Here is a 17126-nt window from a genome sequence, read left to right as displayed (position 1 = left end):
AAGCCTGCCGGAAATGGCAGGCGAAGCCGGTTATTCCTGATGATGCCTGAATAAGCTGCGGGTGCAGAGGCGTGCCGTGAAAACGATGCCGCCTGTTAAAGCCGGGCTACTGTCACCCGTAGGTTCAACGGGCTTCACCGACTACTCACTTTTGTGCGCTTCACGGATACTGCGAGCCGGTGGCTGACCGAACATGCGCGAATATTCACGTGTAAACTGCGTCACGCTCTCATAGCCCACGCCGTGGGCAGCGGTGCTGATCGCAGCGCCTTGCGCAAGCATACGTCTGCGAGCTTCAACCAGACGCAACTGTTTTTGAAATTGCAGTGGAGTGAGCGTCGTGACGTTGCGAAAATGCGTGTGAAATACCGAGATACTCATCCCCGCAGCATCGGCCAGTGTTTTGATTCGCAACGGCTGATCGTACTTAGTCCGGATAATCTCGATAGCCCGGGCGATCCGGCGGGCATGGCTATCAATATTTCCCAGGGCGCGCATAGATTTGCCATAGCGGCCGGACAGCAGCCAGTAATGCAACTCGCGCACTAACTGGCGACCCAGCATTTTCAACGCGTGCGGTCTGTCGAGCAATTTCAGCAGGTGTAACGCAGCGTCTGCAACATCCTCTTCGATCTGGTCAACCCTTACAGGCAAATCCGGCATTACCTCCAGTTTTTCCATATCGCCAACCAGTTCGGTAATCACAGCGGCGTCAAGTTCCACGACCAGTGAATAATATGGGGCGGCAGCGCTGGCGGTGATAACCTGGCTGACTGTCGGCACATCCATAGTAACCAGCAAAGACTCCCCCGCGCCGAAATCGAACGTATGACTGCCCATCGTCACGCGCTTGCGCCCTTGCAGCACAAGTGCGACCAGCGGCTTAGTAATAGCGAACTGCAACAAGGAAGGTGCGGCTTCGCTTAAGATAAACACCCCCGGAATGGGGGTTGTTGCCACACCGTCTTTATTGAGGTGCGCGTCGGCATATTTCCGCGCTACCCGCAGGAGCGCCGCCGTCGTCTTTGCTCCGCCAGATTCGTCAGTGCCAGAGACGCATTCTTCAGGTAATCGGGTCATCGCCGTCATATTTTTAGGCTAATAAATGTTATTAGATCGTGCGCTAATCTTAGTGCAGTTCTGACTGAAGAGAAAATTCAAAATTATCAGGCAAGTTTTCGCGATTATCGGGCAACCTAAAATGCGCTGTGATGGATAGTATTTTATCTCCACATATCAGGAGATATTTTATGACAACCATTTCTCTTGTGACCGGTGCCAGTCGGGGCCTTGGTCGTAATACTGCACTGAACATTGCCCGCCATGGCGGCGATGTGATCATCACCTATCGTAATGGTAAAGAAGCTGCGGATGCCGTGGCGGCTGATATCCAGTCCCTTGGTCGTAAGGCAATGACCCTTCAACTGGACATGCGCGACGTGTCCTCCTTTCGCGATTTCGTGGCCGCCGTCAGCGCAGCATTGAAAGACACCTGGGGGCGCAATACGTTCGACCATCTGATCAATAACGCCGGGCATGGTGAAATGGCCGACTTCGTGAATACGACAGAAGAGCAGTTTGACGCGCTTTTTGATGTCCACGTGAAAGGCGTATTTTTCCTGACGCAGTCACTTCTGCCGATCCTGGCCGATGGCGGACGGATCATCAATTTCTCATCGGGTCTGACGCGGGTGTCATTCCCTGGGTTCTCGGCCTACTCGGCGGCTAAAGGCGCGGTGGAAGTGCTCACCGTTTATATGGCTAAAGAGTTGGGCAGCCGCGGCATTACCGTCAATGCCATTGCACCAGGTGCTATCGAAACGGACTTCCTGGGAGGCGCTGTACGTGACATTCCCGATTACAACAAAGCCTTTGCAGGCATGACTGCGCTGGGTCGCGTGGGACTGCCTGATGATATCGGTCCAATGATTGCCAGCCTGTTGGGTGAGGACAACCGATGGGTCACTGGACAGCGCATTGAAGTTTCCGGCGGGCAGTCGATTTAATCTCACGGGGATAGATTCCACTCCGGGTGGGATCTATCGTTTCGCCTGTCTGTCATCAGCATTTTTTAATACCTGAATCGATTATTGGCTCTCTTGCGGTGACGTTTGCGAATGCCTGGTTATCAAGCGTCACGCTATCTGAAAAACCATCCTCCAGAACCCGTAAACACCGCAAACGCCATAAGCCCCACCCACTGGCATAAAAACAGGTTACTCAGCTTTGTTAATTGCTGATAGCGGGTTTCGCTGCTGAGGTTCAGTTCAGTCTTATGAAAATATGCGCGAATAGTCGCTTCCCGCTCATAGCATGCATGATGCTTTCCAGTCGATCGCTATGCGCCGCGGATAGCGAAAAAGTTATGGCATGAACCGGACAGAGAGCTAAAAGCACAAGATCTGCCTGGGCGGGATACATACCGTACGGCTGGCGACACGTAAATCACGATTATCGCCAATATCTACGTTATCTTTGTCACCTGGTTTCATCATTTCTATCGCTTTAAACGACAGTGGCTTTGCCTCTTGTTTTCCTGCCATAAAGACTCCGTTATCATGCTCCCCACGCCTTTATGAAGCGAAATGCAGGATTTCATGAGATCCAATGAGACAAAGTGAAACTCAATGAGAACAACAAACATCACTAACTCATTAAAATTTAAGAAAATGGACATCATAAACCGATGAGTACACTAGAGAATTTCGACGCGCATACGCCAATGATGCAGCAGTATCTGAAACTGAAAGCACAGCACCCGGATATTCTGCTGTTCTACCGTATGGGCGACTTCTACGAGCTGTTTTACGACGACGCCAAACGCGCCTCGCAACTGATGGACATTTCACTGACCAAACGCGGTGCGTCTGCCGGTGAGCCGATTCCGATGGCAGGTGTGCCGCATCATGCGGTGGAAAACTATCTGGCGAAGCTGGTGAGCCTGGGTGAATCGGTGGCGATTTGCGAGCAGATCGGTGATCCCGCCACCAGCAAAGGGCCGGTAGAACGCAAAGTGGTGCGCATTGTCACACCTGGCACCATCAGCGATGAAGCGCTGTTGCAGGAGCGCCAGGACAACCTGCTCGCCGCCGTCTGGCAGGACAGCAAAGGCTTTGGCTATGCGACGCTGGATATCAGTTCCGGGCGTTTTCGCGTTAGCGAACCAGCGGATCGCGACACCATGGCCGCCGAGCTGCAACGCACCAATCCGGCGGAATTGCTCTATGCGGAAGATTTCGCGGAAACCGCGTTGATTGAAGGCCGTCGTGGTTTGCGCCGCCGCCCGCTATGGGAGTTCGAAATTGACACCGCGCGCCAGCAATTAAATATGCAGTTCGGCACGCGGGACCTGGTCGGTTTTGGCGTCGAGAACGCACCGCGCGGTCTGTGCGCCGCCGGTTGCCTGCTGCAATATGTGAAAGACACGCAGCGTACCGCCCTGCCGCATATTCGCTCCATCACCATGGAACGCCAGCAGGACACCATCATTATGGATGCGGCGACGCGCCGAAATCTGGAGATCACCCAGAACCTGGCGGGCGGTGTCGAGAACACGCTGGCCTCGGTGCTCGACTGCACCGTCACGCCGATGGGCAGCCGTATGCTCAAACGCTGGCTACATATGCCGGTGCGCGATACGAAAGTGCTGACCGAGCGCCAGCAAACCATCAGCGCGTTGCAGGAACACACCAGTGAGCTGCAACCGGTGCTGCGTCAGGTGGGCGATCTGGAACGTATTCTGGCGCGTCTGGCGCTGCGCACAGCCCGTCCACGCGATCTGGCGCGCATGCGTTACGCTTTTCAGCAATTACCGGAACTGCGCAGCCAACTGGCGGATATCGACAGCGCACCGGTACAGGCACTGCGTGCAAAAATGGGCGAATTTGTCGAGTTACGCGAACTGCTGGAGCGCGCCATCATTGAAGCGCCACCGGTGCTGGTGCGCGACGGCGGCGTGATTGCGCCGGGCTATAACGCCGAGCTGGATGAGTGGCGCGGGCTGGCAGATGGCGCGACCGATTATCTCGACCGCCTTGAGATCCGCGAACGTGAGCGGCTGGGGCTGGATACGCTGAAAGTGGGGTATAACGCGGTGCACGGCTATTTCATTCAGATCAGCCGTGGGCAGAGCCACCTGGCACCGATTCACTATGTGCGCCGTCAGACCCTGAAAAACGCTGAGCGCTACATTATTCCGGAACTGAAAGAGTACGAAGACAAAGTTCTGACCTCCAAAGGCAAAGCGCTGGCGCTGGAAAAACAGCTGTATGACGAACTGTTTGATCTGCTGATGCCGCATCTGGCGGATTTGCAGCAGAGCGCCGCCGCGCTGGCCGAGCTGGATGTGCTGGTCAACCTGGCGGAGCGTGCTTATACCCTGAATTACTGCTGCCCGACCTTCAGCGAAAAACCGGGCATTCGCATTAGCGAAGGCCGCCATCCGGTGGTGGAGCAAGTACTGAAAGAGCCGTTTATCGCCAACCCTCTGAACCTGTCACCGCAGCGCCGGATGTTGATCATTACCGGCCCGAATATGGGCGGTAAAAGTACCTATATGCGCCAGACCGCGCTGATTGCGTTGCTGGCCTATATCGGCAGCTTTGTTCCGGCGCAAAAGGTGGAGATCGGGCCAATCGATCGCATCTTTACCCGCGTCGGCGCGGCGGATGATCTGGCCAGCGGGCGTTCCACGTTTATGGTGGAGATGACCGAAACCGCTAACATCCTGCATAACGCCACGGAAAACAGCCTGGTGCTGATGGACGAAATTGGCCGCGGGACATCAACGTACGATGGCCTGTCGCTGGCGTGGGCGTGTGCGGAAAATCTGGCGAATAAGATCAAAGCGCTGACGCTGTTTGCCACCCACTATTTCGAGCTGACGCAACTGCCGGAAAAAATGGAAGGCGTGGCGAATGTGCATCTCGATGCGCTGGAGCACGGCGATACCATCGCCTTTATGCACAGCGTGCAGGATGGCGCTGCCAGTAAGAGCTACGGCCTGGCGGTCGCCGCGCTGGCGGGGGTGCCAAAAGAGGTGATCAAGCGCGCGCGCGGTAAATTGCGCGAGCTGGAAAGCCTGTCGCCGAGCGCGGCAGCCACGCAGATCGACGGCACACAAATGTCGCTGCTGGCGGCACCGGAAGAGACAAATCCGGCGGTTGAAGCGCTGGAAAACCTCGATCCGGACAGCTTAACGCCGCGCCAGGCGCTGGAGTGGATCTACCGTCTGAAAAACCTGCTGTAACCCCTCTTCCCTCTCCCGCTCGGAGAGGGATTTTCCCTTATTCGCCAGCCACGCCGACATCTTCGGTGCAGTATCAAACCTTAGCTGTGTCATGCAAAACACGCTTGTGCAACGGCGCAGCGGTTCGCGATGACCATGCATTCAGCCGCCTTTTGTCGGTAATCACTCGCCTGGATGGCCATAGGGTGTCTCGCACTTTATTAACGGTGCCGGTCCGTTTTCCGCACAGCCTCTGGATGCCACATTTTCAGGTCGTTTAAGTGTGCCTGATGAGCTAAAAAGCCGGGGCAGCACTAAGCCAGACGAGCACGCAAAAAATCCACAAACGCGCGGACTTTGGCCGGCTGATGCTGCGCATCCGCATACACGGCATAAACCCCCTGCTGCGCGAAGCGGTATTCCGGCAACAGATGAACAAGCCGGTGACTGTCCAGCGCCGTTTGCACCAGCCATAGCGGTAGCAACGCCACACCGCAACCGACCAGCGCGAATGCCATTAACGCCTGCGCGCTATCGGCGGATAACCGCGCTGGCGTGGTGATTTCCAGCGTTTCGCTGCGCCCGCTGGCATCGGTAACCTGCCAGCGCAGCGGTGTGTTTAAGCGCTCATGAATGATCCACTCCGCCTGCGCCAGCGATTGCAGCGAGGTCACAGGATGGGCGCGCAGCCATTCGGGCGTTGCCACTGGCACAATCGCGAAGCGTGAAATCAGCGCGGCGTGGTAGCGCGAATCCGCCAGCGATCCTAAGCGGATCGCCACATCAAAACGTTCTGAAATCAAATCATTATGCTGAGACGAGGCCACATGGCGGATGCGTAAACCGGGATGATCCTGACCGAACGCCGCCAGCACCGGAACCACAACCTGTGCGCCATACTCCGGCGTGCTGGTGATCCGCAGCTCACCGCATAAACCTACGTGGCTTGCCCGGACGTCATCTTGCAAGGACTCTGCGGCATTGAGCAACTCAACGCCGCGCTGATAAAACACACGCCCCGCATCGGTTAGCGTTAACCGCCGCGTTGAGCGCAGCAGCAAGGTTACGCCGAGCTCATTTTCAAGCTGGCGGATATTAAAGCTGACCACCGCTTTGGTTTGCCCAAGTGCAACGGCAGCCGCGGTGAAACTGCCGGTATCGACCACGGCAACAAAGATAGCCATACGCGATAAATTGAGCATCGGGGTTCCATCATTGTAAAAATAATTTTGACAGTATATCGCCCGGCGCGCCGTTTATCCCGCCCCATGGCCCCGTTACATTACGCCTCCACACAGGAGGGCAGAAAATGGTGTATCGCAACAGGGTCGCGGTGGTATATCTGCTGGGCTTTTTTCTCGACTTAATCAACATGTTTATTGCCAGCGTAGCGTTTCCGGCGATGGCGGTTAGCTTGCAGGCGTCGGTTTCTGCGCTGGCATGGGTCAGCAACGGCTATATCGCCGGTTTAACGCTGGCAATACCGTTTAGCGCCCGGCTAACCAGACGTTTTGGCGCTCGACGCGTCTTTATCTTTTCACTGGTTGTATTTAGCGCAGCGGCGATGGCGGCAGGTTGCGCTAACTCCGCTGGCAGCCTGATTTTCTGGCGCGTGCTGCAAGGCACAGGCGGCGGGCTGCTGATCCCGGTGGGACAAGCGTTAACCTGGCAACAATTTGAGCCTCATGAACGCGCCAAAGTCTCTTCCGCCGTGATGCTGGTCGCACTGCTGGCTCCCGCCTGTTCGCCCGCGATCGGTGGCGTGCTGGTACAGTCTTTTAGCTGGCGTTGGATTTTCTTCGCCACGCTGCCTGTTGCGCTGCTAACGCTGCTGCTCGCGAGCCTGTGGCTAAAAGACGAGCCTGTGGCAGGCGGGTCGTCGCGCCTGCTGCATTTACCCTTACTGCGCAATTCGCTGCTGCGCTTCGCCATGCTGATTTATCTCTGTGTGCCGGGGGTGTTCATCGGTGTGAGTGTGGTGGGCATGTTTTATTTGCAACGCATCGCCGGGATGTCGCCAGCAATGACCGGCGCGTTGATGATCCCGTGGTCGCTGGCGTCTTTCGCCGCGATCTGTTTTAGCGGCCGTTATTTCAACCGCCTTGGCCCGCGACCATTAATCATCACCGGCTGTTTATTGCAGGCTGTCGGAATGCTGATGTTGACGGGCGTTACGCCAGAGACGCCTGCCAGCGTCGTTACCGCAGCATTTACCCTGATGGGTGCGGGTGGGAGTTTGTGCAGCAGCACCGCGCAAAGCAGTGCCTTTTTGACGATTCCCCATCATGAGATGCCCGATGCCAGCGCGCTATGGAATCTTAACCGGCAACTGAGCTTCTTCCTCGGGACAACCTTGCTGGCGTTGGTGTTGAGCGCGTTACAGCATCTGTTTTCCCCTTTGCTGGCCTGGCGCGGCACATTTATTACCGCTGCCGCCTTTTCCTTGTTACCGCTGGTGGCCGCCCTGCGACTGAATAACCAACAAACTCTGCACTATCTGCATCAGGAGAAACCATGAAAGCCTATATTACTGAAATTATTGACGCGCATATCGCCATCGAAAACTGGCTCAGCCGGGGTGAAGGTGAGCTGGAGGCATTGATGGCGCGCTTTGCCGAAAACTTTTCCATGGTGACGCTTTCCGGCGCATCTCTGGACTACGCGGCCCTTGCCGGTTTTTTCCAGGCGCAGCGCGGTAGTCGAGCAGGGCTGAAGATCGTGGTAGATAACATCGAACCGCTGGCGGAGTGGGAGGATGGCGCGGTAATAGGCTACCGGGAAACGCAGGGTGAGCATGTGCGCTGGTCGACAGTGGTGTTTCAATTTCAGCAAGGACGCGTGTTGTGGCGTCATTTGCATGAAACGGCGCAGGCAGCGTGACGGTGGATTGAGAACAAAGAAAAAAGGCCGCGTCATCTGCGAGCGGCCTTTTTGTCGTGAAATGGTGCTTATTCGCGGAACAGCGCTTCGATATTCAGCCCTTGCGTTTGCAGGATTTCACGCAGACGACGCAGACCTTCAACCTGAATCTGGCGAACACGTTCACGAGTGAGACCAATTTCGCGGCCCACATCTTCCAGTGTTGCAGCTTCATAACCCAGCAGACCGAAACGACGCGCCAGCACTTCACGCTGTTTGGCGTTCAGTTCGAACAGCCATTTAACGATGCTTTGTTTCATATCATCGTCTTGCGTGGTGTCTTCCGGACCGTTGTCTTTCTCATCGGCCAGGATATCCAGCAGCGCTTTTTCAGAATCACCGCCCAGCGGCGTATCAACTGAGGTAATGCGCTCGTTGAGACGCAGCATACGGCTGACATCATCAACAGGTTTATCCAGCTGTTCGGCAATCTCTTCCGCGCTCGGCTCGTGGTCCAGTTTATGGGACAACTCGCGAGCAGTACGCAGATAGACGTTCAGCTCTTTAACAATGTGGATTGGCAGACGAATCGTACGGGTTTGGTTCATGATTGCCCGTTCAATGGTCTGACGGATCCACCAGGTGGCATATGTTGAGAAACGGAACCCACGTTCAGGGTCAAATTTCTCAACGGCGCGGATCAGCCCCAGGTTACCCTCTTCAATCAGATCCAACAGCGCCAGACCACGATTGCTATAACGACGGGCAATTTTCACCACCAGACGCAGGTTACTTTCGATCATGCGACGGCGAGAGGCTACATCACCACGTAGCGCACGGCGTGCGAAATAAACTTCTTCTTCGGCCGTTAAGAGCGGGGAGTACCCAATTTCCCCAAGGTACAGCTGAGTCGCGTCCAAAACACGCTGGGTTGCACCCTGCGACAACAGCTCCTCTTCAGCCAGGTCGTTATCACTGGGTTCCTCTTCTACTAAGGCTTTCTCATCAAAAGCCTCTACTCCGTTCTCATCAAATTCCGCGTCTTCATTTAAATCATGAACTTTCAGCGTATTCTGACTCATAAGGTGGCTCCTACCCGTGATCCCTGGGCAAAGCACCTGAAGACTACTCATTTTGCCGGCTGCAGCGGCATCTGCGCACGCTGCAACGACTCAAATGGGGAGCACTTCATTCACTTTGCACCGATTTATCGCTGCGGCAAATAACGCAGCGGGTTTACGGATTTCCCCTTGTAACGAATTTCAAAATGCAAGCGTGTAGAACTGGTTCCGGTGCTACCCATGGTAGCGATTTTCTGCCCCGCCTTAACTTCTTGTTGTTCCCGGACCAGCATTGTGTCGTTATGGGCGTAGGCACTCAGGTAATCATCGTTATGTTTTATGATGATCAAATTACCGTAACCGCGCAGTGCGTTACCGGCATATACAACGCGCCCATCTGCGGTCGCGACGATAGCCTGCCCTTTACTGCCCGCAATATCGACGCCTTTGTTGCCACCTTCGGTCGCAGAGAAGTTGTCGATAACGTTGCCATCAGTCGGCCAGCGCCATGAAGCAATTGGCGAGCTGGTTGAGGTACTGCTGGCAGTCGGTTCGGTTGAGCTTACAGAAGGAGCCGTAACAGGCGCTGTGACGATAGTCGCAGGCTTATTGTTCGGCAACATTTTGTTAGCACTTTGTTCACCTGAATCTTCAGAATACGTAATTGTCGGTTTCGAAGCAACCACTACGGTTGAATTTTGTGCAGGTTTTGAGACGATTCCTTGCGCAGAAGCATCAGCCTGAGTTATGGCGTTACCACCAGTGATTGGCGTACCGGATGCATTGCCAACCTGCAATGTTTGTCCGACTTCCAGACTATACGGCGCGGCAACGTGATTACGCTGCGCGAGGTCACGGAAATCGTTCCCGGTGATCCACGCGATATAAAACAGCGTATCACCACGTTTAACAGTATAGGTGCTGCCACCGGTGTAGCTGCCTTTAGGAATATTGCCATACTGGCGGTTATAGACGATATGGCCGTTCACCGTCTGAACGGGCTGCTGTGCGACGGGCTGGATCTGCGTCGGCTGAACGGCAGGACGCTGTACCGGCTGAATCTGCGGTTGCTGCGCGGACGTGCCAAGTTTTGGCGGCGGCGTGATTAACATACCGGAACTGGAATTATTACTGCTGGCGCTCTTCATGCCGCCAACGGAACTAACCGGGGCCGGAGCATTAGTGGAATTTGAACACCCTGCCAGCCAAAGTGAAACCAGTGATAATGCCGCAACACGGCTTACGGTTAATTTTGGGCTTCCCGCGCTCATTTATCCCCCAACAATATGTAAATTACCAATGACTTAAAGATAACCGTGAACGTTTACGGCAAATGTGCTCACCATACGCTGTTATTGCCTGAAAAACCCAGGAAAACTCTGTTTCTCAGGCCAGTTCGCCTTTCACCAGCGGCACAAAGCGTACGGCTTCAACGGTATCGATAATGAATTCGCTTCCCCGCCGACGAACCCGCTTTAAATGCTGGAGTTCATCGCCCACGGGCAAAACGAGAATACCGCCGTCATCAAGCTGCGACATCAGCGCAGCCGGGATTTCCGGCGGTGCAGCGGTCACGATAATGGCGTCAAACGGCGCACGAGCCTGCCACCCCAGCCAGCCATCACCATGACGCGTAGAAACATTATGTAAATCAAGCTGCTTCAGGCGACGACGCGCCTGCCATTGCAACCCTTTGATGCGTTCAACCGAGCAAACATGATGCACCAGGCGCGCCAGAATCGCGGTCTGATACCCCGAACCGGTGCCAATTTCCAGCACCCGCGAGGCTGGCGTCAGCTCCAGCAGCTCGGTCATTCGCGCCACCATGTAAGGCTGCGAAATGGTTTGCCCTTGACCAATAGGCAACGCGACGTTATCCCACGCTTTGTGTTCAAACGCCTCGTCAATAAATTTCTCGCGCGGCACTTGTGACAACGCCTCAAGCACCTGCTCGTTTTTGATGCCCTGCGCGCGTAATTGATTGAGAAGATCTTGTACGCGTTTGCTTACCATTGCCTGTTCACCCCGGCACGATCCAACCAACCCGACACCACATCATGCGCGCTGTAAGCGGTTAAATCTACATGTAGCGGCGTCACGGAAACATAGCCTTCATCAACGGCGGCGAAATCAGTATCCGGCCCGGCATCGCATTTCTCACCGGGCGGGCCAATCCAGTACAGCGTGTTACCGCGCGGATCTTGCTGTGGAATCACCTGATCCGCCGGATGGCGGCTACCACAACGCGTAACGCGGATGCCTTTGATCTCATCCAGCGGCAGATCCGGGACGTTAATATTCAAAATACGGCCCGTTCGCAGCGGTTCGCGGCTTAACGCGCGTAAGAGGGAACAGGTGACCGCTGCGGCAGTGTCATAATGCGTATGGCCGTTAAGCGACACCGCCAGCGCCGGGAATCCCAGGTGTCTCCCCTCCATCGCAGCGGCAACCGTACCGGAGTAGATAACATCATCGCCAAGGTTCGGCCCGGCATTAATACCAGACACCACCACATCCGGGCGCGGGCGCATCAGCGCATTTACGCCCAGGTAAACGCAATCGGTCGGTGTGCCCATCTGGACGGCGATATCGCCGTTTTCAAACGTAAAAGTACGAAGCGAGGATTCAAGCGTCAGTGAATTAGACGCGCCGCTGCGGTTACGATCGGGAGCGACGACCTGAACGTCAGCAAACTCTCTAAGAGCCTTTGCCAGCGTCTGGATACCCGGCGCGTGGATCCCGTCATCGTTACTCAGCAATATTCGCATAATCACCCGATGTGTTGATAAGTTCCCTGACGACACTGGTGGCAAAGCTGCCCGCCGGAAGCCAGAACCGTAATTCGACGGTGACGTCATCCCACCAGTTCCAGCTCAATTTTTGCGGGTAGAGCAGCATCGCGCGGCGCGCTGCTTCGACTTTCTCCCGCACCAGCAGCGCCTGTAGCTGCGGCGCATCCGCAAGCGCCTGTTGTTCAAACGCCAGCGCGTCACGCTGTGTGCCCCACTCACCGCTGCCTGGCAGCGACGCGGTAATCATCAGCGTTTTCGCCTCAACGCGCGTTTGCAGTTCCGCCTGCTCTTCACGGGTTGCAACAAACCAGCTGCCGCGCCCCGCTAATTGTAGCGCATCGCCGTCAACAACTTGATTAAAGTCTGTTTTTTTCAACCGCTCGCTGACGATTTGATTAAACAACGCGCTGCGCGCCGCCGACAACCAAAAACTGCGCTTGTTACGGTCGCGCACCGGCGCATCACTCTGCGCCCAGCGAAGCGCGCCTTGCAGGTTGCTGCCGCCGATGCCAAAGCGCTGAGCGCCGAAATAATTCGGTACACCTTTCTCCGTGATGGCCTGCAAACGCGCCTCAACATCCGCACGGTTGCTAACTTCGCGCAGTACCAGCGTAAACGCATTGCCCTGCAGCGCACCAAGACGCAGCTTGCGCTTGTGACGGGCATATTCCAGCACTTTGCAGCCTTCAAGCTGGAATGCGCTGAGATCGGGCATCGCATTACCTGGTACGCGGGCACACAGCCACTGCTCAGTGACAGCGTGTTTATCTTTTTGCCCGGCAAAGCTCACTTCACGCGCGTGGATTTTAAGGAATTTGGCCAGCGCATCAGCGACAAAACGCGTGTTGCAGCCATTTTTCAGGATGCGCACCAGAATATGCTCGCCTTCGCCATCAGGCTCAAAGCCAAGATCTTCCACCACCACGAAATCTTCCGGATTGGCTTTCAGAACGCCGCTTGCCCCCGGTTTGCCGTGCAAAAATGTCAGGTTCTCAAAATCTGTCATTTTGCCGCCTTCACCAGCAACGCCACCGCTTCACAAGCGATACCTTCGCCGCGGCCGGTAAAGCCCAGTTTCTCGGTAGTGGTGGCTTTGACGTTGACATCATCCATATGGCAACCGAGATCTTCAGCGATAAACACGCGCATCTGCGGAATATGCGGCAGCATTTTCGGTGCCTGAGCGATGATGGTGACATCGACATTGCCAAGCGTATAGCCTTTCGCCTGAATGCGCCGCCAGGCTTCACGCAGCAGCTCGCGGCTGTCTGCTCCTTTGAACGCCGGATCGGTGTCCGGGAACAATTTGCCGATATCGCCAAGCGCCGCCGCGCCCAGCAGCGCGTCGGTCAACGCATGCAGCGCAACATCGCCATCAGAGTGAGCCAGCAGGCCTTTTTCGAAGGGAATGCGCACACCGCCAATGATAATCGGGCCAACGCCTCCAAAGGCGTGTACGTCAAAACCGTGTCCAATGCGCATTATGCTTTCTCCTGGAGGTCTGCATGGGTCAAGTAAAATTCTGCAAGTCGTAAATCTTCGGGTCGGGTGACTTTAATATTATCCGCGCGTCCGGCGACCAGCTCCGGGTGAAAACCACAATACTCCAGTGCTGAGGCTTCATCAGTAATGACAGCGCCTTCGTTCAGCGCGCGGGTCAGGCAGTCGTGCAGCAGCGGCAACGGGAAAAACTGCGGCGTTAGCGCATGCCATAAATCGTTGCGCTCAACGGTGTGAGCAATCGCGGTTTTACCGGGTTCGGCACGCTTCATGGTGTCACGCACCGGGGCGGCAAGAATTCCGCCCACGCCGCTGGTGTCACTCAGCGCCAGCAGGCGGTTTAAATCATCCTGATGGAGACAAGGCCGTGCGGCATCGTGCACCAGCACCCACTGCGCGCCTGAGGCGGCCTTCAGGCCCGCCAGCACAGAATCCGCACGCTCTGCGCCACCGTTTACCACGGTGATTTGCGGATGGCTGGCAAGGGGTAATTGCGCGAAACGTTCATCGCCAGGGCTGACCGCGATAATCACGCGACTAACGCGCGGATGGGCGAGCAACGCGGCGACCGCGTGCTCAAGAATGGTTTTATCACCGATGGAGAGATACTGCTTAGGACATTCCGTTTGCATGCGGCGGCCAAATCCGGCGGCCGGCACCACGGCACAGACGTCCGGGATCATTGCTGACATGTCGTGAGTCCGGGATTATTTAAGGTCTGTTCTGCGTATTTTGTGTATTTTGCGTGTTTTGCGCTGAGCCCGACGCGCGCTTTGAGGCGTCCGGCACCAGACGATAAAATGTTTCGCCCGGCTTCGTCATGGTTAATTCGTTGCGAGCGCGTTCCTCAATCGCTTCCTGGCCACCATTGAGATCGTCAATTTCGGCGAAAAGCTGATCGTTACGCGATTTTAATTTGGCGTTTGTCGCCTGCTGTGCCGCCACATCTTCGCTGACGCGGCCGTAATCATGCAGACCATTCTTGCCGAACCACAGCGAATACTGTAGCCAGACCAGCAAAGCCAGCAATAGCAGCGTTAGTTTACCCATCCTGCCCCCTGAAAAACGGCATCATCATCCCATAACTTTTCGTCAGACTCCACTCCAGCCGGGTGATGCCGCACAAGCGCCAGACTTTACCATAAATGTCTGTCGATCCGTAGCCGGACACATTGCCTTAATGAGCGTTACGGTTTGACGTAGGGATTGCGTTAACCCATCAGCCACATAAACAACACGCCGAACATGGCGATCACCGTCAACAGTGTCGCCACGCTGCTGTAAACCAGCTTGCCATCGAGGAGCGAATGCAGCGCAATGCCGACCACAACGGATACGGGCATCAGTGCGAGAAAAAAAGGCCAGGTGTAGAGAAAGAAAAACAGCGTATTGGAGCCGTAAATCATGAACGGGATGCCGAGCGCCAGCAGCCATGCGACAAAACCCACAACCGCTCCAGGGAACGACCATGTTGTGGCTTCATCGGTGGTGGTCGTCATCGACTGCGACCGTGGAATGGTGATGTTCTGACTGTTGCGCATATCTGATCCTGTTGCCTGTACGACCGGTAACGGAAATACACACCCTCGTTCAGGTGGCGCCAACATTAACGCCGGGAAACCTGAAGATGGCGTGTATCGCCAGTACCGTCTCAGGATCTGATAATATCGCCCTGCCGGAGGAGGTCTAATAATTGGCTGACCAAATTTGTTACCAATTGTTCGCCGTCCAGATGCACTTCCGGGGATTGCGGCGCTTCGTATACCGAATCAATGCCGGTGAAGTTGCGAAGTTCACCCGCACGCGCTTTCTTATACAATCCCTTAGGATCGCGCGCTTCGCAGATCTCCAGCGGCGTATCAACAAACACCTCGATAAACCGCCCTGCTCCCAGGCGCTCGCGCACCATTTGCCGCTCGGCGCGGTGCGGCGAAATAAAGGCGGTGAGCACGACCAGACCGGCTTCAACCATCAATTTAGCCACTTCGCCGACGCGGCGGATATTCTCTTTACGATCGGCGTCGCTAAAGCCTAAATCGCTGCACAGCCCGTGGCGCACATTGTCGCCATCCAGCAAATAGGTGCTGACACCCGCGCGGTGCAGCGCCTCTTCCAGCGCCCCCGCGACGGTCGATTTCCCCGAACCGGAAAGGCCGGTAAACCACAGCACAACCCCACGGTGACCGTGAAGTTGCTCACGCGCATCAGGCGTCACCGGATGCGCGTGCCAGACGACGTTTTCGTCATGCTGCGCCATTACTTGCCCCCCAGCAGATCGCGTGCACCCCAGTGCGGGAAGTGCTTACGAATAAGCTGATTCAGTTCCAGTTCGAATGCGCTGAACCCGGATGTAGTGGCCTGCTGCTGAATATGAACGTCACGCACCATTCCTGCGCCAACGGTCACGTTACTCAGGCGATCGATAAAGATAATGCCGCCGGTCACCGGGTTCTGCTGATATGCATCCAGCGTCAGCGGCTCGTCAAACGTCAGATCCACCAGCCCAATACCGTTAAGCGGCAGCGTATCCACCTGGCGCTGCGTCAGGTTATTGATGTCCACCTGGTAGTGGATGCCATCCACACGGGCGCGCGTTTTTTTGCCTGCCACTTTGATGTCATAGCTCTGGCCTGGCTGCAACGGCTGTTCCGCCATCCACACCACATCCAGCGATGCGCCCTGCACGGCAGGCAGCGTTTCCTGCGCATCCAGAATCAAGTCGCCACGGCTGATATCGATCTCATCTTTCAGCACCAGCGTAATCGCTTCACCCGCTGCGGCTTCCTGTAAATCACCGTCAAACGTCACGATGCGGGCAATAGTCGATTCGACGCCAGACGGCAGCACTTTGATGCGCTGACCAACTTTCACCACGCCAGAGGCGAGCGTGCCGGAGAAACCACGGAAATCGAGGTTCGGGCGGTTAACGTACTGCACCGGGAAGCGCATCGGTTGCGTATCCACCACGCGCTGGATTTCAACAGTTTCCAGCATTTCCAGCAGCGTCGGGCCGCTGTACCACGGCATTTTCTCGCTCTGGCTGGCAACGTTATCCCCTTCGAGCGCCGACAGCGGCACAAAGCGGATATCGAGGTTGCCCGGCAGTTGCCCGGCAAAAGTCAGGTAATCCTGACGAATGTTGTCGAACGTCTCTTCGCTGAAGTCTACCAGGTCCATTTTATTGACGGCCACGACCAGGTGTTTAATGCCGAGCAGCGTGGAGATGAAGCTGTGGCGGCGGGTTTGATCCAGCACGCCTTTGCGCGCATCGATCAGCAAAATCGCCAGATCGCAGGTCGACGCGCCGGTCGCCATATTTCGGGTGTACTGCTCATGCCCTGGCGTGTCGGCAATGATAAATTTGCGTTTTTCGGTAGAGAAATAGCGATACGCCACATCAATGGTAATGCCCTGTTCGCGCTCCGCTTGCAGGCCATCAACCAGCAGCGCAAGGTCGAGCTTTTCGCCCTGGGTGCCGTGCCGTTTGCTGTCGTTGTGCAGCGTGGAGAGCTGATCTTCGTAGATCTGGCGGGTATCGTGCAGCAGTCGGCCAATCAGCGTACTTTTGCCGTCATCAACGCTGCCGCAGGTTAAAAAGCGCAGCAGGCTTTTGTGCTGCTGGGCATGCAGATACGCTTCGACGCCGCCTTCATTGGCAATCTGTTGTGCAATCGTGGTGTTCATGGC

At 55.8% G+C, this 17126-nt stretch carries 18 protein-coding genes; 4 read left to right on the top strand and 14 right to left on the bottom strand.

Going from position 1 to position 17126, the window contains the following annotated elements; all coding sequences use genetic code 11:
* Window positions 1–141: 141 nt before the first annotated feature.
* Entirely contained in the window at window positions 142–1080 is a 939-nt protein-coding gene (locus O3S68_RS15195; protein ID WP_269231841.1) for an AraC family transcriptional regulator, read from the bottom strand.
* Between the two features lie 170 nt (window positions 1081–1250).
* Here O3S68_RS15195 and O3S68_RS15190 point away from each other — a divergent pair, with 170 nt between their 5' ends.
* Window positions 1251–2006: an SDR family NAD(P)-dependent oxidoreductase gene (locus O3S68_RS15190; RefSeq protein ID WP_269231840.1), complete on the top strand. Its 756-nt coding sequence runs from the start codon at window positions 1251–1253 to the stop codon at window positions 2004–2006.
* Between the two features lie 381 nt (window positions 2007–2387).
* Here O3S68_RS15190 and O3S68_RS15185 read toward each other — a convergent pair whose 3' ends face one another.
* Entirely contained in the window at window positions 2388–2543 is a 156-nt protein-coding gene (locus O3S68_RS15185) for an integrase (protein WP_269231839.1), read from the bottom strand.
* 143 nt (window positions 2544–2686) lie between these two features.
* Between O3S68_RS15185 and mutS the strand changes: the two genes are divergently transcribed.
* Window positions 2687–5248, top strand: a complete 2562-nt coding sequence (mutS, locus tag O3S68_RS15180) for a DNA mismatch repair protein MutS (RefSeq protein WP_269231838.1) — start codon at window positions 2687–2689, stop codon at window positions 5246–5248.
* Window positions 5249–5541: 293 nt separating this feature from the next.
* Here mutS and O3S68_RS15175 read toward each other — a convergent pair whose 3' ends face one another.
* Complete coding sequence (locus O3S68_RS15175; RefSeq protein ID WP_269231837.1) at window positions 5542–6429, bottom strand: LysR family transcriptional regulator; 888 nt, start codon at window positions 6427–6429, stop codon at window positions 5542–5544.
* Between the two features lie 107 nt (window positions 6430–6536).
* On the opposite strand from O3S68_RS15175, the gene O3S68_RS15170 reads away from it, so the two are divergent.
* Together O3S68_RS15170 and O3S68_RS15165 are read left to right on the top strand one after the other, a co-directional pair.
* Window positions 6537–7745: an MFS transporter gene (locus tag O3S68_RS15170; RefSeq protein WP_269231836.1), complete on the top strand. Its 1209-nt coding sequence runs from the start codon at window positions 6537–6539 to the stop codon at window positions 7743–7745.
* Entirely contained in the window at window positions 7742–8107 is a 366-nt protein-coding gene (locus tag O3S68_RS15165) for a DUF4440 domain-containing protein (protein ID WP_097406187.1), read from the top strand. Before O3S68_RS15170 ends, O3S68_RS15165 begins: the two co-directional genes overlap by 4 nt.
* Before the next feature lie 68 nt (window positions 8108–8175).
* Here the strand turns inward: O3S68_RS15165 and rpoS are convergent, their stop codons facing one another.
* The 11 genes from rpoS to cysN form a co-directional block, all read right to left on the bottom strand.
* The gene (gene rpoS, locus O3S68_RS15160; RefSeq protein ID WP_002442472.1) at window positions 8176–9168 is read right to left on the bottom strand and encodes an RNA polymerase sigma factor RpoS; all 993 of its coding nucleotides are present in this window, start codon (window positions 9166–9168) and stop codon (window positions 8176–8178) included.
* Window positions 9169–9293: 125 nt separating this feature from the next.
* Complete coding sequence (gene nlpD / locus O3S68_RS15155) at window positions 9294–10367, bottom strand: murein hydrolase activator NlpD (RefSeq protein ID WP_233500430.1); 1074 nt, start codon at window positions 10365–10367, stop codon at window positions 9294–9296.
* 166 nt (window positions 10368–10533) lie between these two features.
* Complete coding sequence (locus O3S68_RS15150; protein ID WP_020455026.1) at window positions 10534–11160, bottom strand: protein-L-isoaspartate(D-aspartate) O-methyltransferase; 627 nt, start codon at window positions 11158–11160, stop codon at window positions 10534–10536.
* Complete coding sequence (gene surE / locus O3S68_RS15145; RefSeq protein WP_044489474.1) at window positions 11154–11915, bottom strand: 5'/3'-nucleotidase SurE; 762 nt, start codon at window positions 11913–11915, stop codon at window positions 11154–11156. The genes O3S68_RS15150 and surE overlap by 7 nt, the downstream gene beginning before the upstream one ends.
* Complete coding sequence (truD, locus tag O3S68_RS15140; RefSeq protein ID WP_269231835.1) at window positions 11896–12945, bottom strand: tRNA pseudouridine(13) synthase TruD; 1050 nt, start codon at window positions 12943–12945, stop codon at window positions 11896–11898. The genes surE and truD overlap by 20 nt, the downstream gene beginning before the upstream one ends.
* Window positions 12942–13421 (bottom strand): 2-C-methyl-D-erythritol 2,4-cyclodiphosphate synthase, encoded by a 480-nt coding sequence (gene ispF, locus O3S68_RS15135; RefSeq protein WP_017457714.1) that lies wholly within the window; start codon window positions 13419–13421, stop codon window positions 12942–12944. Before ispF ends, truD begins: the two co-directional genes overlap by 4 nt.
* Window positions 13421–14131, bottom strand: a complete 711-nt coding sequence (ispD, locus tag O3S68_RS15130; protein ID WP_269231834.1) for a 2-C-methyl-D-erythritol 4-phosphate cytidylyltransferase — start codon at window positions 14129–14131, stop codon at window positions 13421–13423. The genes ispF and ispD overlap by 1 nt, the downstream gene beginning before the upstream one ends.
* Before the next feature lie 19 nt (window positions 14132–14150).
* Window positions 14151–14489: a cell division protein FtsB gene (ftsB, locus tag O3S68_RS15125; RefSeq protein WP_017457712.1), complete on the bottom strand. Its 339-nt coding sequence runs from the start codon at window positions 14487–14489 to the stop codon at window positions 14151–14153.
* Between the two features lie 161 nt (window positions 14490–14650).
* The gene (locus tag O3S68_RS15120) at window positions 14651–14980 is read right to left on the bottom strand and encodes a DUF3561 family protein (protein ID WP_020455030.1); all 330 of its coding nucleotides are present in this window, start codon (window positions 14978–14980) and stop codon (window positions 14651–14653) included.
* Window positions 14981–15090: 110 nt separating this feature from the next.
* Complete coding sequence (gene cysC, locus O3S68_RS15115) at window positions 15091–15696, bottom strand: adenylyl-sulfate kinase (RefSeq protein ID WP_020455031.1); 606 nt, start codon at window positions 15694–15696, stop codon at window positions 15091–15093.
* Window positions 15696–17123, bottom strand: a complete 1428-nt coding sequence (cysN, locus tag O3S68_RS15110) for a sulfate adenylyltransferase subunit CysN (RefSeq protein ID WP_045514422.1) — start codon at window positions 17121–17123, stop codon at window positions 15696–15698. The genes cysC and cysN overlap by 1 nt, the downstream gene beginning before the upstream one ends.
* Window positions 17124–17126: the final 3 nt, after the last annotated feature.

This window comes from Kosakonia sp. SOY2, from assembly GCF_027109175.1.
In the GTDB taxonomy this organism is placed as follows: Bacteria; Pseudomonadota; Gammaproteobacteria; order Enterobacterales; family Enterobacteriaceae; genus Kosakonia.
Note: the sequence above shows the minus strand (reverse complement) of the source record. Positions and strands in the feature narration are given on the sequence as shown.